The organism is Haloarchaeobius baliensis, assembly GCF_052060055.1.
GTDB lineage: Archaea > Halobacteriota > Halobacteria > Halobacteriales > Natrialbaceae > Haloarchaeobius > Haloarchaeobius baliensis.
Window position 1 is genome coordinate 71,025 of record NZ_JBPPFR010000005.1, and the last position, 20,565, is coordinate 91,589.

The window sequence follows — 20,565 nt, forward strand, 5'->3', positions numbered from 1 at the left end:
GCTATCGGCCTCCTGTCCCGGTCGCCGTCCACGCATCGAGTAAGGGGTCCGTGGTGGTCGCCACCGTCTCACCGTCAGCAGTGACGCCCGTTCCGACGCCTTCCGGAGTCGGCGTCGACGGCGTCGGCGTTGTCGGTTCCACGCCGACCTGCGTGGCGCGTGCCGCGAGCAGCTGCCGCCAGTACGCGAACGTCGTCTGGTAGTACGCGCCGTCGTCGACGGGATAGACGAGCGTCTCGAAGTCCTCGCCGATGACCCGTGGGCCCATCCGCGTCTGCTCGCACTCTAGGTGGTGGTCGGCGACCGTCGCGACTGGTTCGGTGAATTCGTTTCGTTCGTTTCGCGTAACGAGCACCGGAATATCGTACCCCTTGGCGTAGGTCGCTAACCGGGCGAGAGTTCGAGCCTGAAGGGTTTTCGCGTGGGCCTCGCCGAGGGTATCGTCGGCGCGATACTGGGCGTCGACGGCCGGTGCGACGATGAGTGCGGGCGTGTGGGGCGACGTGTCCTCGTCACGACCTGGCGCCCTTTGACCGGCCGGCCCGGCATCGGTGGTGGATATCTGGATCGACTTGTTCACTGCCGGTGGGAGATCACAGACGGCGCCGTAGTGCTGGTAGGCGGTGAATCCGCGTGCGACGTGGATTCGGTTGAGCAACCGTTGACTGGGGGCTATCTGCGTCAGCGTGGCCGTCGTCGCGTGTCCGTTTGCGTCAGTCCAGAAAGCGGGCCCGTCGTGCAAGAGGAGATGATCGAGTACCAATGACTGAAGGATCGGAACACCCCGACCACCGTCGACATCGAGGAGCGTGATACCGTCCTCAAGGGAGGGAAGCAGCATTCCGTCCGTCGCGGGGTCGGCTTGATTAGCCAGATTCTGGTTGCGGTCAGCGCTCCGTTTTGGCTGGTCTACCGCCAATCGGTTCGACGTCGATGTGGAGCGGTCGGGCATACTCCAATAGATGGCCACGTACCAGATAAGCCGCGGCGTGTCGCTTCCGCATTTCCAAGAAATGACTGGATAATGCGGTAAATTGGACTCAGGCGCTGGATTTTGGCGATCGTCCGAAGGTTTCCGAGAAGGCTTCCAGAATGACCTTGGTTCGGATGATTCGTAGCGAGAGGGCCCATCCTTTCAGGCTGGGTCTGAGCGACAACACGGACCGACAATCCAGGTGCTACGGCTTGTCTGGATGTTCCACCGCCTCTAGACCGGCTTCGATAATCTCTTGATAGGCTTCTTCGAGGTCCTTGTCCTCTTGTTCGGCGTAGTCTTTCACCCGCCCATTCAGTGTGTGCGAGATGTCGATGTTCGGTCGCATCGTTTATGTCCAAAAGACATTTAGACATTCAAGAACAAATGTCTGTTGTCGTGAGGCGAACCAATACGTTCGCGGTGCGACCGCTCTCCGAGCAGGATGAGCAACTGCTCCGCGAGCTGTTGGACGCCTCCGCCAGCCTGTGGAACGAACTGAACTACGAGCGCCGCCAGAACTTCTTCGACGGCGACTCCGTATGGGATACTGCCGACTACCGCAAACAGTACGTCGGTGTCCTCGGCTCCGCTACTGCCCAACAAGTCATCCGTAAGAACAGCGAGGCGTGGCGGTCGTTCTTCGCCGCCTGCGAAGATGGCGAGGACACAGCCCCTCCCGGTTACTGGGGCAACGAGGAGGCCGGTAGAGAGTTGCGGACGTACATCCGTAATGACTCCTACACCATCGAAACTGGTGAACGGAGTCGCCTCGAAATCCCGGTCGGCCAAGACCTGAAAGAGGAGTACGGACTTGGTTACTACGACCGCCTACGGCTCGAAGTCTGTGGCGCTCCCAAGTGGGACGGCGAACAGGGCCGATTGGAACTGTACTTCGACGAGATCGACGACACGTTCAGAGCCATTCAGCCTGTCACTGTCCCGGATTCTCGACAGGATTCACCACTAGCCGACGAATCGGCTGCTCTGGATGTAGGCGCGAACAACCTCGTCGCCTGTACCACCACCACCGGCCAGCAGTATCTCTACGAGGGACGCGACCTGTTCGCCCGCTTCCGTGAAACCACCGAAGAAATCGCGAGGCTCCAATCGAAACTCCAAGAGGGCCGAAACAGCAGTCAGCGGATTCGATCCCTGTACCGCAAGCGAACGCGCCGCCGCGACCACGCCCAAGACGCTCTCGTGCGGAATTTGATCGAGCGACTATACGACGAAGGTGTCGATACGGTGTACGTCGGCGACCTTACGGACGTGCTGGTGGACTACTGGAGCGCGGAAGTGAACGAGAAAACCCACCAGTTCTGGGCGTATCGCTCGTTCATCGATCGTCTCGCCACGACCGCCGAGGAGTACGGTATCACGGTCGAAGTCCGCTCAGAAGCATACACGACGGCGGAGTGTCCAGTGTGTGGCGAACGAGAGAAGACGGAGCGGGACGGCGACGTGTTCCGCTGTTCGTGTGGCTACGAGGGGCACGCCGACCTCGGTGCGTCACGGACATTCCTCGAACGACAGGCTGGCGTGAATCTGGACGTCGGGTCAATGGCACGGCCTGTGCGCCTCAAGTGGGACGACCACATCTGGTCGGAGTTCTCACGCTCTCCCGAGAGGGCCAGTCCCAACGAGGAGCGCACAAACCGGAGTACCCGCACGGGGAAACTTGCCTCCGTGGGTGCGGCATAGCCAATATCCCTATCGGAGGAATCTCATTCCTTCAGGAATGGGAGGATGTCAATGGGCGCGATCTGGGCGAGTTTACTAGTTGTCCACAGTCTCGATACGCTTCGCCGTGGTGCTTCCGCGGTTCAGGAAAGCAACGAGATAGATGGCAGCCCGATCTCGGTCGTCGTGTTTTGCGGACGATTGACTATCTCCGCTGGCGCTCAGTTAACCAACACATCGGATTTTCCGGGGCTGTTTGTTGGTTAAGAACATCGGCGCTGACGCGATTCCTGTGCGACCACGTTGAAGATGCTTCCTTCCGAACTCCTCGGTATGTGTGGCCGGAACTCGCTCTTCATCGACCAGGCCGACCTCGAGGCCCGCTTCGATGCCGAGGTCGTCGCGGACGGCGGGTACACACCCCGATACAACATCGCACCTGGTGACGACCTCCACATCATCACGAACGAGGCTTCTGACGAGATTGACGCCTACCACTGGGGGTTGATTCCGTTCTGGGCGGACGAGCCCGAGGAGGGCATCATCAACGCTCGCTCCGAGACTGCCGACGAGAAACGCGTCTTCGAGCGGGCGTGGAAATCACGTCCCTGCCTCGTCCCCTCGTCAGGGTTCTACGAGTGGAAATCGCCGAACGGCGGGTCGAAGCAGCCCTACCGGATTTACCGGGAGGACGACCCCGCATTCGCGATGGCTGGGCTCTGGGACATCTGGGAGGGCGACGACGAGACGATCTCGTGCGTCACGATTCTCACGACGAAGCCGAACGACCTGATGAACTCAATCCACGACCGGATGCCGGTCGTCCTCCCAAAGGACGCTGAGTTCGACTGGCTCGCCGCAGACCCGGACACTCGCAAGGAACTGTGCCAGCCGTATCCGAAGGACGATCTGGACGCCTACGAGATTTCGACGCGAGTCAACAACCCCGGCAGCGACGATCCCCAGGTCATCGAGCCGCTAGACCACGAGCAATCGGGCCTCGGCGAGTTCAGTTCCTGATAGCTGACGGGGTCACGGTCACTGCATCGGCGACGCCGCCGCTGAATCGACGAGCGAGTACTCTCGGTCCCGACTCGTCCCCTCCGCCTCGAGAAGGTTGTACTGCTCCATTTTCGAGAGGTACGTGCGGATTGTCCGCTTCGTCCGCGGATCATCGACGTCCTCGGAATAGCGCTCGTGAATCTCGCTCGGCCCGACCGGGCCGTGCTCGCGAACGATGTCGTAGACGACGTGCTGGTGCGGCGTGAGCGAATCGATGCTCTTCTGCTTAATCTGGGCCCGAGCATCCTCGGCGGCGTCCAGGAGAATATCGTCGGTGATGCGCTCGTGGTTCTCGCGATCGGCCTTGCCGGCGGCTGTTCGGAGGATGCCGATTGCGAGGCGGGCGTCGCCGGCGGCCGCGTCGGCGATCCGGTAGAGCTGGTCGTCGGTGATGACGTCCTCATCGAGGCCCCACTTCGCCCGCGCACTCAGAATGTCGTACAGCTGCTCGTCGTGGTACTTGTCCATCCGGACGTGTTCACTCGAACGGAGCCGACTCACGAGCCGGTCGTCGACGCGGCTGAACAGCTCCTCCTCCTTGTTCGCGATGCAGATGATCGCAAACTGCGGGAGGCTGTGGAGGTCGTAGATGACGCTGGGGTCCTCCAGTTGGTCGACCTCGTCGAGAATGACGACGGTTCGCGGGCCGTCGTGCTGCTGGAGGCGGTCGACGAGTTCGTCGTGCGGCGTCGATTGTCGGTGGATGTCGATGGTCGCGCCGAGGTCGTCGAGGATCTGGTAGAGCGTGCGGAACCGCGTGTAGTTGCGCCAGCAGTTGACGTAGGTGGTCTCGACGTCGAGGACCTCTTCCCGGAGTCGTTCGGTGACGAACTGCGAGATGCAGGTCTTGCCGGCGCCGCTGGGTCCAGTGACGATGGCCGTGTCGGCGGGTTCTCCGTTCGTGATGGGCTCGAGAACGCTGGAGAGGTGGTTGACTTCGGCGTCGCGATGCTCAACTTCCCGAGGGACGAACCCGGCGCGGAGAACGCGAGCATCGCGGATCATCGTTGCTTGATAGACTGGTTTTCTGGCTAGTCATAAAAGCGTAACCGGGGTGTTTCCGGAAAAGACTCTACTGAAGCTTGCTGTTTGCGAGAGATTAGTCTTCTAATGCCTCCTCGCCTGAGTATCAGGGTTTCGCTATCGTATAATCCCGGAAATGGATTTTTCAGCAACTAACCCGCACGAAAACCAACCGATTTATGGAACTATAAGCTGAATCCCTTCCTATCCCATAGCGGATTCACCGTACTACTTTCCTGGGATTTCACTTTCACTTCGTTTAGATGAACTATTAGAGAGTAGACGTGCAACACTCGGTTACGATAGCCCTGAATCCAGCTATGCCCACCTTCGACGTAGAACAGGATCAGATCACTGCATTTGAGTTCGACCAGACGTTCCTGTTCAAACAGTACTTCGATAAAGATGACCTCTTCCAGCAACTTGAAGGATACTATAATCCTGACAAATACAGGTTCGAAGTGCCGGAAGAGGAGCTTTCGGAGGTAAGACAAATATTGGACAGCTTCTTCTACGAGCTGGAAGTCGCTGACCAACCACGGAAATACTGTGTCGTCCAAAACAAGGAGGTAGATTCATCAGACATACTGAGAAACTCAGTAGCACATCAACGCAGAGGGAGCTACGATATCTTCCTACTAAAGGACGAAATATCAGTTCGGCAAGCAATCGAGAAAGGCGCGACGTCACCCGAAAAAACAGACCTCAGCATGGAGAGCATACAATGGATAATCGACGGATCGTAGCGGAACCGGTGGGTACTGCAACGGTAGATACAAGTGCCTTCCACATGGCTACCATACATAAGAGACTAAGTAATGAGTACTGACAATCTCGACGTTTCAAATACGGGTCAGGAGAAAGGTGAGTCCGTATTCGACAGTCGCTCTCTCGAGGATATCTATGAGGAAATCCGGGAAGCCTATCTCGCGGACGAGCGTCCTTGGGTAATCGGGTACAGCGGCGGTAAAGACTCAACCACCGCCCTACAACTCATCTGGTACGCTATCAAGGAAATTCCAGATGAGCAGCAAACTAAACCTATACACGTCATCTCTAGCGACACACTCGTTGAAACTCCCAAGATTGTAAACCATATCACTAGTACTCTTGAAAACATCAACGAATACGCCGAGAAAGAAGATCTTCCTTTCGAAGCCCACAAAGTAACCCCGAAGGTCGACGACTCCTTCTGGGTCAACCTCATCGGCCGAGGCTACCCAGCACCTAACCAGACCTTCCGCTGGTGTACCGAACGCCTGAAAATCGACCCCGCGGACCGCTTCATCGAGAACAAAGTCTCAGAACACGGTGAAGTAATCGTCGTCCTCGGTGTGCGGAAAGCGGAAAGTGCAACGAGAGAGCAGGTCATGGAGCTGCACAGTATCGACGGCAGCATCCTCTCCCGCCACAACAAATTCGCCAACGCCTTCGTCTACACACCAATCGAAGACTGGATCGTCGACGACGTCTGGTCCTACCTCCTCCAAGTCGAATGTCCCTGGGGCAAGGAAAACCGCGACCTCGCAGCACTCTACCAGGAAGCCGACGACGAATGCCCGATGGTCATCGACACAAAAACACCGTCCTGCGGTAACAGCCGATTCGGTTGCTGGACCTGCACCGTCGTCTCCGAAGACAAGGCGATGCAGAACATGATCGACGAAGGTGATGAGTGGATGGAACCACTCCTCGAGTTCCGAGACTTCCTGAAATCTACCCAAGACCCTGACGAGAAACCAAAATACAGGCAGGTCAAAGGCCGGCAACACGGCTACGTCAAAACCAAAACCAATGGCGACAACGGGATTATCCCCCGAGCCCACAAGTTTGAGTTCTGCAAAGACCTACTGAGAAAGCTGCTGGAAACCCAGAAAGAGGTCAACGAACAGATCCCAGGCGACGAAGAGATGGACCTGATCCGAGATGAGGAACTACGGGAAATCCGCCGAATCTGGAGAGAGGAACGAGCAGACTGGGAAGACTCCGTCCCCAAAATCTACAGAGAGGCGATGGAAGAGGACATCGGCTGGGTCCAAGACGACTACGGAGCCTTCGGAGAAACCGAAGCCAAACTGCTCAAAGAAATCGCAGACAAGCACGACGTTCCTCCAGAACTCGTTCAGCGCCTCCTGGACACCGAGCTTCAGCACCACGGGATGAAACGCCGGGCCTCCATCTACAACGAGATTGACAAAGTCATGAGAGAGGACTGGCGTCCCATGGAAGAAATCGTAGCTGACATCGAAGGCGAAGAGAACATCGAAAAGTGGCAGTACACATCTGAGTCGCAGACCTGATCCCTCACCTCTAATCAATGAAACTGACAAAGCTGGTCATCAACGATTTCGGACCATATCGCGGCAGAAACGAGTTCCAACTTTCTACCTCACAGGAATCCCCGATCATCCTTTTCGGCGGTTCAAACGGAGCCGGGAAAACCACCCTGTTCCGAGGAATCCAGATCTGTCTACACGGTCGAAGCGCGTTAGGTCGACGAGTCAGCGAATCGGACTACAAAGAACACATCAGAGGGAAACTCCACGAATACTCGGACCACTCTGCTGATGAAGCATCGATCCGCCTCGAATTTGAGTACGCCTACATGGGCGAGGTGGACCACTACAGCGTGGAACGATCGTGGCGTGACCGTGGCAAGAGCATCGTCGAGAACCTTGAGGTACGGCGAAACGGGAAACTCCCGTCCGACCTTGACAAAGACCAGTGGGAAGACTTCCTGAAAGAGCTGATCCCGCCAGGAGTATCCCAGCTATTCTTCTTCGACGGAGAGAAAGTCCAAGAACTGGCTACCGCTATCGAAGATGACGAAAGCTTCGAGGACTCACTCTTCTCCCTGCTCGGCCTCGATCTCGTTGATCGACTTGACGCTGACCTCTCCATCTACCGCTCCAGAAAACTCGACGAAAGCGGTCTCGAAGGCCTCAAGGAAGAGATCAAAGAGCTCCGTGAAGAAAAAGAAGAACTGGAAAACCGCCGTCAAGAGCTGAAAGATGAAAAAGAGGACAAAGAAGACCGCCTTGCTGAGCTGGAAACAGAGATTGACAGCAAGGAAGCAGATATCGCCCAAGAGGGTGGTGCCTACGCTGACAAACGTGAAGAGTTGAAAGAACGTAGAGCAGAGCTCAACGCCAAAATCGAGAATGTCGAAGAGGACATCCGTGAAATCGCCACCGATGCATACCCCTTCGCATTAGCACCTGGCCTCTGCAAAAGCGTGGTTAACCGGTTGAAGGAAGAAAGCGAGAAGCAGGAAACTGCTGCCGCCCGCGAACGACTGGACAGCGAACTTGATGAAGCACTGAATGGCGAAGTCTTCAGTGACCTTGACGTTCCTGACGATCAAGCTGAAGAGATCAAGACGCGACTTCAGTCAGAGATCAAGAACCGGTTCCAAGTCGACGATGAGGACACTCAACTGCTCCACCAGTTCTCTGAATCCCAGCGCCGGGAGATGTACGGTGTCGTCGATCAAGCGCTGAACGAGGTACCTGAAAACCTCGGCTCCAAATCCGGTGAACTTGAGAGTATGGTTCGAGAGCTGCAGGATATCGAATCACAGCTCGGACGTGCTCCCGAAGAAGAGGACATCTCCCCTCTAATCGAAGAACTGAACGAGCTGATAGAAGAGAAAGAATCGCTCAAATCCGATCTCGAGGATATCGAAGAGGAACTGAGCACACTCGAAACCCGGACCTCCCGTCTTGGGAACCAGATCGACAACAAACTTGACCGTAAGGAGGACGAGGAAACCATTTCAGAGCGGGCTGACCTTGCCTCCAACGTTCAGAATGTTCTGAGCGAATACCGGGAAGACCTGGCTAAGGAAAAACTCCGGAATCTGGAGGACGCCCTTACTGAACGATATCTTGCCCTGTCGAACAAGAGCGACTTCTACGAAGGTATCGAGGTCGACGAAGAAGAACTCAATATCCAGGTCAAAACCAAACACGGGAACCACAAACCCCAGTCAGAACTCTCCGCCGGCGAACGCCAGATCTTCGCAACTGCTCTGCTCTGGGCACTGGCAGAGATCTCTGGCAGACCGCTTCCCTTCATCGTCGACACTCCGCTCGGACGCCTCGACAAAGCACACCGAGAAAACCTCGTGGAGAACTTCTTCCCGGAAGCAGCACACCAAGTCCTGGTCTTCTCCACCGACACGGAAATCGACGACGAATACTACGATCAGCTGAACGACGACGTTACTCAGGCCTACCACCTGGACTACAATCAGGAAGAAGGCTACACGTCCGTCAGTCGGGGTTACTTCTGGTCAAGCCCTGACCAAGCCGAGGAAATCGACTTAGAAGGTGTTCCCCAATGAGCAAAGAGTTCAATCGGATCCAGATCGGGACAGACGCCACGAATCGGCTACGAATGCTGAAAGGGAATACCGGACTCACACCGAACTACCTCTGCAGAATCGGCCTGTGCTACTCCCTGAACGAACCACGGCCGCCAAACCCACAGGAATACGATAACGACGGTCAGACGTTCAACCGGTACACCCTGCTGGGAGAACACGACGCCCTCTACATGGCCCTCCTGAAAGAGCGACTGATCCAGGAGGACAAAGACCCAGAGGAAGATCTCTACGACGAGTTCGTAGCCCACCTGAACCGGGGAGTGATCCGTGTCCACGGAAACATCAGCGACCTCAGCGACTTCCAAGCCCTAATCCCCAATAGCTTGAAAGAAGATACCGACGTGGAACCGGATAGTGGGCTACCATGACTCCGGCTCTTGACGACGCGGTCTACCTCGATCATCACGCCACTACACCGGTAGATGAGGGGGTAGCCGAAGAGATGACGCCGTACCTCACGGAGAACTTCGGAAACCCAGCCAGCGACGATCACCTCTACGGAGCCAAAGCAAAGGAAGGCGTCGAACAGGCAAGGGAACAGATCTCGGAGGTGCTCAACTGCCGTAAGGAAGAAATCATCTTCACAAGCGGCGCAACAGAGTCCGACAACTTAGCCATCAAGGGCGTCGCTGACTATGCTGAGAGAAAAGACAAAGGCAACCACCTCATCACCGGAGAAACCGAGCACGAAGCCGTACTCGAAGCCTGTGAGGTGTTAGAAGAACGGGGCTTCGACGTTACCTACCTACCCGTCGACGAGAACGGACTGATCGACCCTGATGACGTGGAAGAGGCCATCCGCGATGACACACTCCTGATCTCGATAATGGCCGCCAACAACGAGATCGGAACTATCGCACCTCTCAAAGAAATCGGGGAAATCGCCAAAGACAACGAGGTCTTCTTCCACACTGACGCAGTCCAAGCAGTAGGCTACGTCCCCATCGACGTCGAAGAAATGGGGATCGACCTGATGTCGATCTCTGCCCACAAAATCTACGGACCAAAAGGCATCGGAGCACTCTACGTCCGCCGACGCAACCCCAAGGTCAAACTCGATCCACTCCTCCACGGAGGTGGCCACGAACGAGGCTGGCGTTCCGGCACCCTGAACGTCCCCTCCATCGTCGGACTTGGGAAGGCTGTGCAGTTGGCCGACAAAGAGATGGAGGAACGCCGTCAGCACGTCGACGAACTCACGTCCTACATGTGGGAGCGTTTCGACAGCGAACTCGACGACGTCGTGCTCAACGGTCACCCGGAGAAACGGATCCCCAACAACCTGAACGTCAGCTTCCTCGGCGTCGAAAACAAAGCTCTCGTTCAGAACCTACAACCAGAGCTAGCAGTCTCAGCCGGATCCGCCTGTACAACCGGCAAGGTCGAAGCCTCCCACGTACTCCAAGCCATCGGCGGAGACGAAGAACGCTGGCACTCCGCAGTCAGATTCGGACTCGGCAAAGACAACACCCGGGAAGAAATCGAATCTGCCACAGATCAGGTTATTCAGAGTGTCTCCCGCCTGCGGAAGCTACAAATAAGCTGACAAACATTCCTCCAAACAACCAAGCAATGGCTGACGGAACAACCTCTGAGCAGACCGAAGAAGAAAATCAAGGTCTCAGAACCCTTTCCCTCCAAAACAGCTACCGGTCAGGTAACGACGACATCCTGAACGACTTCTACATCCCCTGCCTGAGAAACGCGAACCAGTACGACCGAGCAGCAGGCTACTTCGACAGCAAATCACTGGTCCTCGCCGCCCAAGGAATATCCAAACTGGTTCTGAACGACGGCAAAATGCGGCTGATCGTCAGCCCCCGTCTCAAACCCGAAGATATCGAAGTACTGGAACAAGCATCCGAACCAGAAACCGATCTCGACGAAGAAGAAGTCATAGAAAACGCTCTCCACCGAGGGCTTTCAGCCGAACAATTCGAGGACTACCTGAAACGGGATCGTTTCAAATGCCTCGCCTGGATGCTCGAAGAAGAAATGCTGGAAATCCGTATCGCCTACATGACCGATGCGGATGATCTCAACCCGTTCAGCCACTACCACGAGAAACTCGGTGTCTTCTCAGACGACCACGGTAACCAGGTGGCCTTCTTCGGCTCCATCAACGAGACCGAGTTAGCGTGGACAGACAACTTCGAATCGTTCGACGTCTACACCAACTGGTGGCCCGGCCTCGATATGCGGACCTCGGAGAAACAGGAATCCTTCAACAAACTCTGGAACAACGAGGAATCCCGAGTAACCGTCAAAGAACTACCTGACGCAGTAGAATCCGGGCTGAAAGAGCACAGTCCAGAAACCGTCGAGGGCCGCCCAGACCTTGAGCTGTTCAACAAGGACGACACCGGGGAAAGCGAAGAGGAGGAGGAAATCCCGCTGTGGGAGCACCAAGAACAATCCATAGACGAATGGATCGCAAACGACTATCACGGTATCTTCGCATTAGCCACTGGCACTGGGAAGACCAGAGCTGCAATAGCAGCCGCCAACCTTGATGCCGACAATAGAGTCACCCTCGTCGTTGTCCCCACTACCACTCTACTCAATCAATGGAAAGAGGACATCGAAGAGCTGATCGAAGATGCCGAAATCCTCGTCTGCAGCGGGGAAACAGACTGGCGACAGGAGATGCTAGGCCTGGTCAATCCGTACCGAACCGAAAGCACGGATGTAATCCACGACCGACCTAAGCAGTTCATCCTGACGACAATCCACACAGCGGTCGGAGACGCATTCCGGAGCTTCCTCCGAGGAGTCCCTCCCAACCGGCTGCAAATAGTCGCTGACGAAGTCCACCGATACGGGGCAGACACCTTCAGCCAGCTCTTCGAAATAGATGCAGGGCGACGTATCGGGCTCTCCGCAACGCCTGAACGCAGGTTCGACGACACCGGCAACCGGAAGATTATGAACTACTTCGACGACATCATCTTCCGGTTCGAAACCGCCGAAGCCATCGAGAACAACTACCTATCCAGCTACGACTACTACCCCATAATCTGCGATCTCAACGATGAAGAATACGAGAAGTACAAAAGCTACAGCCAGCGAATCGGCCAAGTCACAAGCGAACTCAACAGCGACAACCCAAGCAAGCCAGTTCAAAAACTTAGAGAGAAACAAGAACGACTCTCTCGAGACAGGGCCAAGATTCTGAAAAAGGCAGAGAACAAGCCCCACCGGTTCGGGCGCTTCCTCGAAACTTACCACCCTACACCTGCCATCATCTTCTGCGAGGACAATCAGCAGGTCGACCAAATCAAAGACCAGCTGAACCGGAAGAAGGGAGAAGACTCCTACGCAGTGTTCGTCTCCGATATGGACGAAGACAAGAAAGCCAGTGCCTTCTACCAGTTCAACAACGGGATGGTAGACTACCTGCTGGCAATTAACTGCCTAGATGAAGGGGTTGACGTACCCGACTGCCCGACAGCCATCATCATCGCCAGTTCAAGTAATGAGAGACAATTCATTCAACGACGGGGACGTGTCCTTCGAAAAAGTGAAGATAAATCGAAGGCATCGGTCTATGACATGATCACGTTGCCTGGCCTCATCGCAGAGCAAGGTAACAACACGGCCAGGGAATTTGTGAAAAAGGAACTCCACCGAAGCCGGGTTCTTATGGACTCTGCCGACAACCAAGAAGAAATCCGGCAGGAGCTTCGAGAACAGCTTGAACCGTACGGACTGGGGCACTTAGCACTAATATGAGTACAGACAACGAAGAAATCGACCCGGAGATTGAGAAGCTAATCGCTGAACAGGCTGACGAGAGAAATATCCCAGAAGATTTACTGAAAGAGATCTACGTCCTCGAAAAAGAAATGGTGACGATGGACCGGAGGGCGGGACTTCCATCGGAATTAAGACAGATACTGGAGAACTACGTCGATAACGGATGGAGCATGGAATAACGCCATGAAGGTCAAAAAAGCGATCATCAAGAACTTCATGCCCTTCTACAAGGAGGTCCCCGTTGACCTCCAAACTAGCAGTGACTCTCCTCTAATCCTGATGGGTGGGAAAAACGACCGAGGTAAAACTGCTTTTTTTACCGCCATGCGCTTCTGTCTGTACGGGTTCGAGGGCGGTAACGCAGAGAAATCAGAGAAACGACGGCAAGCAATCAACCGGAAAGCTGCAAAAGAGGGATTAGGAGAAGCCAGCGTCACTCTCGAATTCACCCATAACCAGAACGTCTACGAAATCGAGAGGGTAATCGAGTTCGACCAAGTCGACGACCCTGATGAACGGGAATGGAACTCCTGCTACGTCAACGTCAAAAAGCCCAGCGTCAGCGAAGGCAAAGAAACTGTAATCGACCAGGCACCGAACGAAGACCCTGCCAAGAAGTACAACCGGTTCATCAACGGCATTCTCCCAGAAAGCGCCTCAGATTTCTTCTTCTTCGACGGCGAAGAACTTGACCGATACGCCGGATCCTACAACGACTCCGAAGCGGACGTCCGAGAAGCAATCGAAACCGTTCTCGGGATCCGGGAGATCCAAAACGCGATTCACGACCTCAGGGACGATGGAAAGGACTACTACCAGGATGAATGGAAGGACAAAGCAGAGGACGTAGAAGAGCTGCAAGACCTTTCAGAGGATATCAGTAGCGTCCAGAGCGACATCGAGGCGAAGAAGACTGAGAAAGATTCAGCCCAAACCGAGCTTCGCCAGAAGGAGAAACGCCGTCGCCAAATCGAGGATGATCTAGCAGAAGCCTCTGGTGTAGCCGGCAAGCAGGACCGAGTTAACGAAATCAAAGAGGAAATCGAGGGCACGAGCCAGGACAAAGGTCTGCAGGAGAAGCTGGATGATAAGCGTGGAGAGCGCCGTGAACTCCACTCCCGTCTCGGCCCGTTGATGATAGGTATCGGTGCAAAACACGCCATCGATAACTACGACGTTTCCATCGTCTCCGGAATGGAGGACACCATCGAGTACCTCCTCGACCGGGACAACTGCCTCTGCGGAGCCGATATAGATGAAGATGCAGAGGAAACATTAGAACACACCCTTGAGCAGCTGCAGAACGACGAGATGAGCACCATCTCAGAACTCCAAGGATTCGCCTCTGACCACTTGGAGTGCCTCACCTCCGGGGACTACCCTGAAAACCTGAACGTCAGCCAGGCCAAGAGCGAGTACGTCTCTATCCAAGAGGATATTGAGGGTCTGGAAGAGGATATCAGCGACCTCGAAGACGAAAAAGAGACTCTGGAAGGAGAGATCGAGGAAGCGACAGTCACTGCAGAAGAAGCCGAGTCGCTACGAGATACGAAAGAAACTCTCGACGAAGAGATCGGCGGGTTGAAGACTACCATCGAGGACCTGGAGGAAGATATAGAGGAACTTGAGGAAGAGAAACGGGAGTTGGAGCAGACAGTCAACTCGATGGAGGCAGCGGACGACGAAGAACAGCGCTACCGTACACTGATGAAGCTCTCTGACGAGTGCGCTGATGCCTGGGAAGAAATCCGCGACAGGTACGTTGAAACTCAGCGTGAAAGCGTCGAGAAACACGCCTCCAAGATCTTCCAGGAACTCACCAACAAGAACGACGTCTACGAAGGCCTGACCATCAGCAAGGACTACGAACTCGACGTCAAGACCATCTCTGGGGACCGGGATATCGAAGAACAGAACCCCAGTAAAGGTGCTCGCCAGATCATCGCCTACTCCTTCATCGCTGGACTGAACAAATTCACTGCCCGGGAAGCACCCGTTGTCATCGACACGCCAATCGGCAGACTCGACCCGGAACACAAGGAGAACCTGATCGACTACTTCCCCAACTTCCGCGATCAAGTGGTCATCCTCTACCAACCCGGTGAACTCGACGAAGAGGACATCGAACAAATGGGAGATAACGTTTCCAGCCACCTGGAGATCCATCAGCGGGAAGACGACCCCGAGTCCTCTGAAGTCAGCAGTATTGAATCTGAAACCGAGCTCAAACGGGTGCTTGCCAAATGAGTACTACCACCTCCAGACGGCTCAAAACAGCCCGGTTCGATATCTACCGGAATATGGTACTGCGGACCGCCCGCAAAGACGACAACGTCGAAGTAACCGACGCGAACGACTACCCCTTCGACACTAACTACGAACTATTCACAGCGGGCCTGGTCCTCGGATTTCTACGAGACAACCCCCGTACAGAGTCCGAAGGCAGCTACTCCCAAGACTTCATCCAGGTGAACCGGGTCGGCGGTTCCTCAGAAAACGAATACCGAGAAGGGATCGAGTTCATCTACAAACTCATCGAACTCGAACACAGCGACGAAGACCCTGATGACAGCGAACTCTGGGAACTAGCTCTGCAGTACGCAGATGCCGGCGTAGAAGCAATCGACCAAGACATCAGTTTGAAAGACGAGTTCGACATCCTCGCTTTCATCGACGAAGCTGATGGGAAATGGGAAGGCCGTTTAGAGGACGTTCTCGTTGACCAGTAAGAGCGGCTATCCCAGAATATCGTCCAGCCGGTCGTTAACCATGTTATCGAACTCCTCTGACGAATCTTCTTCCTCTTCCTGCTCCTTGCTCCACTCCTGAAAACGTTCCTTAGCCTCAGTCCAGCTTCCGAAGTACCGGGCCGCCATCGTAGAACTGTATCGCCCGTACTCATTCATCTGAGGGGCAGTCATGTCCTCTCCCACCTCGTCAGCTACTCTCTGCATATCCTCCAGCAACTGCTCCTCTTTATCAATACCTGCAACATCCAGTGCATCATCCCAAGACCCGAACTGCTCCTGATAATCATGGGCAGTGAATGCCCCTGACCCGTTCATATCCGCAGGATACGGAATCCCCTCAACCTCCTCGTCAACCCACTGCAGCTCCTCAATCAGTTCTGCCTCCGAAGGCCCACTTGGTTCAGATTCCGACTCCTCTTCCTCAGTTTGAGATTCCCCTTTCTGCTCTTTCTTAGCATCTCTTGCTGCCGTGTAGTCGTCCTTCGTTACTGAGTCCGGAACGACACCCGCCTCCTGGCAAGCCTCGAACAAGCCTCCGAACTCTTCGCGGAACCTGTCGGGAGAATATTTTGAATGTGCCTCGATTTCTTCCTCGTCCGGTAGATGGCCGAGGCTCTGCGCTACCGAAACTAAATCCATCAATAGGTCTCGGTTGCGGATGTTCTCTGACACATCCTCGGAACTGCCTGACTCTTCTGTCACGTACTGGTTCAGACCACTATTTTCACGGACAAAATCTTTCGCCTCTTTTGTCACGCGGATGTAGCTGTTGTCCCCCCTGTAATAGAACGGATTCAGCTCCGATTCCAGATACTGGTGAACCTCACTTCCCGAAGCCATATCCCACTGATTCTTCAGTTTAGCGTTGCTGGTGGGCTCAAGACGGACAAGATCTAACAGCCGATCATACTCCTCATCGGAGAGATCGCTAAGCTTCTCTTGGATATTGGCTTTCAGATCAGGTCCAAACTGGAAACGCCCTGTATCTTCATCATAACTCATTAAGTCCTTGTTATTCGAGGGCGGCATACTATCTCGTTACCTTCCATTTTACGGCGGGGTGTATCGTGTGTTGCGGTAAGGAATGGGAGGACTGACCGACCGACTGCTCTGGCGGATCTACTGGTTCCTCTTCGAATGGAATCTCAACGCGGTCAAATGGAAGGCAGTAATCGTCGGTGCCACGATCTGGATAGCCGACACCCTGTTTTTCACCGGGTTGATCTCCAGCATCGGGGTCGGCATCTTCCTTGGTTTCATCGTGTTAGCCCATATCGTCCCATCCATTCCGACCGCTATCGGAGCAGCTGACAAAGCCAACTTCATTAATCTCACAGATGAGCAGTCGGTGGTACGGCGCTTCTTCGCATTGATATTTAGCGATGTCACAGAATATATTGAGATGCTACTTGACTATCTTCTCGGAGACTAATCTTCCCAAAATCCTTCACTGAGCACAAAAGTACTCTTAACTAAGATGCCAGGAGACCACTGCGGTATCTTCCAGAAGATCGACCCAGAAAGCGGTAGATGCAGATTTAACGTCCCTGACTGCGTTGACAAAGCAGCTTCTTCTGCAATCACCGGGACAGCACTTTCAGGTCCGAAAGGAGGTGCTTTGGCAGGCGGTCTCAGATTCACTGTCTGCAAAACGATTGAGAGCATCGAAACAGGCACGCCGAATCAGCACCAGTCCTTTTCCTCCACTCGGAACCGGAACCAGTCCGACTCTGCTCCACAACTCCCAGTCAACAACGAGCCCTACTACCAAGATCCAGATCCTATCTTGGACAACGAGTTCGACGTCTGGCGAACTGAAGAAGAATTTGTAACCGTCGAGGACGTTGAACACGTCTTCACGGCCGACTTTGATCTCTAAACTAATTAAGGCACGCTGAACACCGACTCGTCGAAATCCCGACCCGATTCAGCTCAGGTGGTCAATCTGTGCAGACAGATACTCTTGGAGAGCGGTGACCGTTTCTTCTGAGACAGCTGAGGCCCCGAAGTCACTCCGAAATCCGTGCTTGAGTTCGTCGCTCTCCAAGATATCCAGTCCACGCTCAAGTTGCTCCCGTAGGGCATTGTCGTCCCCTCGCCGCAGATGGGGCGTGACAGCGTTGAGGTCGATCTCTTCAGCCACTGCCAGGACGTCTCGGAGGTCCGTTTCTCGGCCACTGTGGAGCTTTGCCGCCACGAGGACGGCCCCATCGATGACTCTGGCCGTCGTCGTCACTGTGCCCCCGCTCACCTCCTGTTGGTGGCTGTGGTCGTACAGGTAGTCGAACGACCACTGTGCCTCCGTCTGGCGACACCCGAGTCCGTTTACCAGGAGATCGAAGCCGATCGGCTGCTGCGGCGTGAGCCGCTTCTCGTACTCGATTACTTCGGTGTCGTAGAACCATTTCTTGGCGTGACTGTCCGTTTCCTCGAATCCCTGCTGTTCGAGGAACTCGACGAAGTCAGCCTTGGAGTCCGGTGCGACGACGATATCGAGGTCCGTGGAGAAGCGAGCATTGAACGCTGAGACAGCGTACCCGCCAACAAGAACGTACTCGTGACCCTGTTGGGTGAGCTCCTCGAGCAGTTCGATGAGCGCGTCACTTCGGTTGTTGAAGCTCATGGCTGTGCCCGTTCCGTCTCTCGATACGTGACGCCGAGGTCGAGGTCCTCGTACATCCGGTCGAGCATCGCCAGCGCCGACTGGAACTGGGCGTAGTTCTCGCGCATATATTCGATCGTCTCTGCTCTCGGGATAACCGGGTACCCCTCGACGTGTTCAATGTCGAGTGAGGGGCGTGGCTCGAGGACGATATGCAGCGCCCCGTCTATCTCGTCTTGGGGCTGCCGCTCGAATGCGGTGGGGAGGTCAAACGAGTCGAAAAATGTCTCCCAGGCGTCGACGTCATGCTCACGAACAGCGAGGAACAGTGGATAGTCGTCGGGCTCGCGACCGACCTGGTAGCCGCCCTGGGTCCACACGTAGACGGCGTCGATCCGTGTGAACGCGAACGGCCAGTCACCGAATTGTGGGATGACGTACGTTTCCTCGATGGAGGGTGGACTGACGCCAGCGCTGGCAGCGACGAGCTCTCGTGCTGCGTCTCTCACGCGTTCGTCGACGACTGAGAGGCCGTCGTCATAGGTGACGTAGCCTGCGTCTTCGAGTCGGTTAACGGCCTGTCTCACTGTCTCGTACGGCGTGTGGAGGTGCTGGGCGACACGACGGATGGAGTCACCACTCTCGATCGCGAGGATGACCTGCGCCGCGGTGTCATCGAGTACCTCGTACATCTGGTGGTTACCAATAATCCGGTAACAGTTAAAAGTCTTACTCGAATGGCCATGAAGCCACTATCTCTCCATACTCTCGAAGGTAGTCCTGATTCCCGCTGAAAACACGTGGAACGACTATAACGAATTCAACGAACAAAATGAACAGAACGAGAAAAACGAATGAATTGAACGCATTCTGAGGAACGAACTGGCACCCTCTACTCGATGAACAAAACGAAGAAAACGAACGTAACGAACAGAACGAATGAGTTGATGGCAACGAGTGCGTTTGCTTCAACGAGTGTAACGAACAGTTGGTTTTAACACCGTAGTAATCCTCTCACCGAGTGAAACACCCTCACCGAACGCACCGAACTAAACGACCAAAACGAACACAACGAGAGAAACGAAGATAATGACCGACACCAATACCGCACGAATCACGGTGGCGAATCAGAAGGGAGGCGCGGGGAAGACAACCGACGTCATTCATACTGGCGGCGCACTCGCTGCCCGAGGCCACGACGTCCTCCTGGTCGACATCGACTACCACGGAGGGCTCACCTGCTCGCTTGGCTACAACGATCTGTACTACGATACCGACCGCACAACGCTGTTCGACGTCCTCGACTTCGATCAGATGGAGTCGGTGAACGACATCATCGTCGAGCACGAGGAATTCGACATCCTCCCCGCCAGTGAGAAGCTCGCGAACAACAAGAACATCCAGACGTTGCTTGAGGCGCCGAAGAGTCGCGAGCGGTTGGAGATGACTCTCGACGAGCTCGACAAGGACTACGACTACATCATTGTCGACACACCGCCATCACTGAACGTCCTCACCGACAACGCCCTCGTCGCGACCGGCAACGTCGTCATCCCCGTCATTCCCGAGAAGCTCAACGCCAACAGCCTCCAAATTTTCGCAAAGCAACTGAGCTCCCTCGAACAGGCGTACGGAGACATCAATCGGCTCGCGATTGTCTGTAACCGTGTCGAGCAGAACGCCGAGCACCGCGACACCATCGAGGAGATCAAGTCGGCGTACTCCCTTCCAGTGTTCGAGATCCCGAAGCGGACCGACCTCTCTCAGTCGATTGGCGAGGGTGTGTCCGTCTTCGGCTTCGGCAAGGAGAACCAGCGCGTCGAGGATGCACGCGACCTGTTCAACGAGATCGCCGACCTGTTCGACGAGACATTCGAGAAGACCGCACCTGAGGAGGTGAAAGCATGAGCGACGGCTGGGGTGATGCTTCCGGCATCGAGGGCAACTACGAAGAGGAGGACGACGAGGCTGATTCCAGCGAAACGAGTGAGGTGAGTGAAACGGTGGAAACTAGTTCATCGACCGAAACGACCGAATCGAATTCAACGAATGAAACGAACGAAACGAGCAAAACGAAGACGAACATCAAGGACGAGTGGAACGGGCGGACGATCTACATTCCCGACGATGTCCTCGACGAGATGGAAGATACGTACCTCGAGTCCCAGCTGAAGCTCCGCAAGGCTGGCCAAGACGAGTTCAAAAAGAACCGCCACTTCTACCCGCTACTCGTCCAGTTCGGTATTGAGGCACTCTCTGAGGCGGATGCCGAGGAAATCCAGGCTCGGCTCTCGGAACTCGGCGACTAATGACCTCGCGCAGATCGGGG

The 20,565-nt window shown here is 55.1% G+C and carries 21 protein-coding genes; 15 read left to right on the top strand and 6 right to left on the bottom strand.

Annotation, left to right across the window (positions count from 1 at the left end; all coding sequences use genetic code 11):
- Position 1: 1 nt before the first annotated feature.
- Complete coding sequence (locus ACSG06_RS21895) at positions 2 to 952, bottom strand: P-loop NTPase family protein (protein ID WP_440992375.1); 951 nt, start codon at positions 950 to 952, stop codon at positions 2 to 4.
- Between the two features lie 226 nt (positions 953 to 1,178).
- Positions 1,179 to 1,322, bottom strand: a complete 144-nt coding sequence (locus ACSG06_RS21900) for a hypothetical protein (protein ID WP_004514842.1) — start codon at positions 1,320 to 1,322, stop codon at positions 1,179 to 1,181.
- Positions 1,323 to 1,360: 38 nt separating this feature from the next.
- Between ACSG06_RS21900 and ACSG06_RS21905 the strand changes: the two genes are divergently transcribed.
- The gene (locus ACSG06_RS21905) at positions 1,361 to 2,677 is read left to right on the top strand and encodes an RNA-guided endonuclease InsQ/TnpB family protein (RefSeq protein WP_440992376.1); all 1,317 of its coding nucleotides are present in this window, start codon (positions 1,361 to 1,363) and stop codon (positions 2,675 to 2,677) included.
- A 312-nt stretch (positions 2,678 to 2,989) separates the two neighbouring features.
- On the top strand, positions 2,990 to 3,676 hold the full coding sequence (locus ACSG06_RS21910; protein WP_440992377.1) for an SOS response-associated peptidase: 687 nt from the start codon (positions 2,990 to 2,992) through the stop codon (positions 3,674 to 3,676).
- Positions 3,677 to 3,694: 18 nt separating this feature from the next.
- Here the strand turns inward: ACSG06_RS21910 and ACSG06_RS21915 are convergent, their stop codons facing one another.
- Positions 3,695 to 4,723, bottom strand: coding sequence for a Cdc6/Cdc18 family protein (locus ACSG06_RS21915; RefSeq protein ID WP_440992378.1), 1,029 nt, complete (start codon positions 4,721 to 4,723; stop codon positions 3,695 to 3,697).
- Between the two features lie 338 nt (positions 4,724 to 5,061).
- Between ACSG06_RS21915 and ACSG06_RS21920 the strand changes: the two genes are divergently transcribed.
- The 9 genes from ACSG06_RS21920 (at position 5,062) to ACSG06_RS21960 (ending at position 15,613) form a co-directional block, all read left to right on the top strand.
- Complete coding sequence (locus ACSG06_RS21920; protein WP_440992379.1) at positions 5,062 to 5,487, top strand: hypothetical protein; 426 nt, start codon at positions 5,062 to 5,064, stop codon at positions 5,485 to 5,487.
- 72 nt (positions 5,488 to 5,559) lie between these two features.
- Positions 5,560 to 7,041: a DNA phosphorothioation system sulfurtransferase DndC gene (dndC, locus tag ACSG06_RS21925; protein WP_440992380.1), complete on the top strand. Its 1,482-nt coding sequence runs from the start codon at positions 5,560 to 5,562 to the stop codon at positions 7,039 to 7,041.
- A 17-nt stretch (positions 7,042 to 7,058) separates the two neighbouring features.
- Positions 7,059 to 9,086, top strand: coding sequence for a DNA sulfur modification protein DndD (gene dndD / locus ACSG06_RS21930; protein WP_440992381.1), 2,028 nt, complete (start codon positions 7,059 to 7,061; stop codon positions 9,084 to 9,086).
- The gene (dndE, locus tag ACSG06_RS21935) at positions 9,083 to 9,496 is read left to right on the top strand and encodes a DNA sulfur modification protein DndE (protein ID WP_103992759.1); all 414 of its coding nucleotides are present in this window, start codon (positions 9,083 to 9,085) and stop codon (positions 9,494 to 9,496) included. Before dndD ends, dndE begins: the two co-directional genes overlap by 4 nt.
- Positions 9,493 to 10,674: a cysteine desulfurase family protein gene (locus ACSG06_RS21940; RefSeq protein ID WP_440992382.1), complete on the top strand. Its 1,182-nt coding sequence runs from the start codon at positions 9,493 to 9,495 to the stop codon at positions 10,672 to 10,674. Before dndE ends, ACSG06_RS21940 begins: the two co-directional genes overlap by 4 nt.
- A 26-nt stretch (positions 10,675 to 10,700) precedes the next feature.
- Positions 10,701 to 12,860, top strand: coding sequence for a DEAD/DEAH box helicase family protein (locus ACSG06_RS21945; RefSeq protein WP_440992383.1), 2,160 nt, complete (start codon positions 10,701 to 10,703; stop codon positions 12,858 to 12,860).
- Entirely contained in the window at positions 12,857 to 13,063 is a 207-nt protein-coding gene (locus ACSG06_RS21950) for a DNA modification system-associated small protein (protein WP_440992384.1), read from the top strand. The genes ACSG06_RS21945 and ACSG06_RS21950 overlap by 4 nt, the downstream gene beginning before the upstream one ends.
- A gap of 4 nt (positions 13,064 to 13,067) precedes the next feature.
- A complete protein-coding gene (locus ACSG06_RS21955) occupies positions 13,068 to 15,131 on the top strand; it encodes an AAA family ATPase (protein WP_440992385.1) in 2,064 nt (687 codons plus the stop codon).
- Positions 15,128 to 15,613: a hypothetical protein gene (locus ACSG06_RS21960; protein ID WP_440992386.1), complete on the top strand. Its 486-nt coding sequence runs from the start codon at positions 15,128 to 15,130 to the stop codon at positions 15,611 to 15,613. The genes ACSG06_RS21955 and ACSG06_RS21960 overlap by 4 nt, the downstream gene beginning before the upstream one ends.
- A gap of 6 nt (positions 15,614 to 15,619) precedes the next feature.
- Here ACSG06_RS21960 and ACSG06_RS21965 read toward each other — a convergent pair whose 3' ends face one another.
- Positions 15,620 to 16,663, bottom strand: coding sequence for a DUF5797 family protein (locus tag ACSG06_RS21965; RefSeq protein ID WP_440992387.1), 1,044 nt, complete (start codon positions 16,661 to 16,663; stop codon positions 15,620 to 15,622).
- Positions 16,664 to 16,718: 55 nt separating this feature from the next.
- On the opposite strand from ACSG06_RS21965, the gene ACSG06_RS21970 reads away from it, so the two are divergent.
- On the top strand, positions 16,719 to 17,066 hold the full coding sequence (locus tag ACSG06_RS21970) for a hypothetical protein (RefSeq protein WP_440992388.1): 348 nt from the start codon (positions 16,719 to 16,721) through the stop codon (positions 17,064 to 17,066).
- Positions 17,067 to 17,111: 45 nt separating this feature from the next.
- Positions 17,112 to 17,513, top strand: coding sequence for a hypothetical protein (locus tag ACSG06_RS21975; RefSeq protein WP_440992389.1), 402 nt, complete (start codon positions 17,112 to 17,114; stop codon positions 17,511 to 17,513).
- A 48-nt stretch (positions 17,514 to 17,561) separates the two neighbouring features.
- Here the strand turns inward: ACSG06_RS21975 and ACSG06_RS21980 are convergent, their stop codons facing one another.
- On the bottom strand, positions 17,562 to 18,257 hold the full coding sequence (locus ACSG06_RS21980; RefSeq protein ID WP_440992390.1) for a nucleotidyltransferase domain-containing protein: 696 nt from the start codon (positions 18,255 to 18,257) through the stop codon (positions 17,562 to 17,564).
- Positions 18,254 to 18,928, bottom strand: a complete 675-nt coding sequence (locus ACSG06_RS21985; RefSeq protein ID WP_440992391.1) for a helix-turn-helix domain-containing protein — start codon at positions 18,926 to 18,928, stop codon at positions 18,254 to 18,256. Before ACSG06_RS21985 ends, ACSG06_RS21980 begins: the two co-directional genes overlap by 4 nt.
- A gap of 397 nt (positions 18,929 to 19,325) precedes the next feature.
- Between ACSG06_RS21985 and ACSG06_RS21990 the strand changes: the two genes are divergently transcribed.
- Together ACSG06_RS21990 and ACSG06_RS21995 are read left to right on the top strand one after the other, a co-directional pair.
- Positions 19,326 to 20,144, top strand: coding sequence for a ParA family protein (locus tag ACSG06_RS21990; protein WP_142987585.1), 819 nt, complete (start codon positions 19,326 to 19,328; stop codon positions 20,142 to 20,144).
- The gene (locus ACSG06_RS21995) at positions 20,141 to 20,545 is read left to right on the top strand and encodes a DUF8160 family protein (protein ID WP_440992392.1); all 405 of its coding nucleotides are present in this window, start codon (positions 20,141 to 20,143) and stop codon (positions 20,543 to 20,545) included. Before ACSG06_RS21990 ends, ACSG06_RS21995 begins: the two co-directional genes overlap by 4 nt.
- Positions 20,546 to 20,565 lie beyond the last annotated feature (20 nt).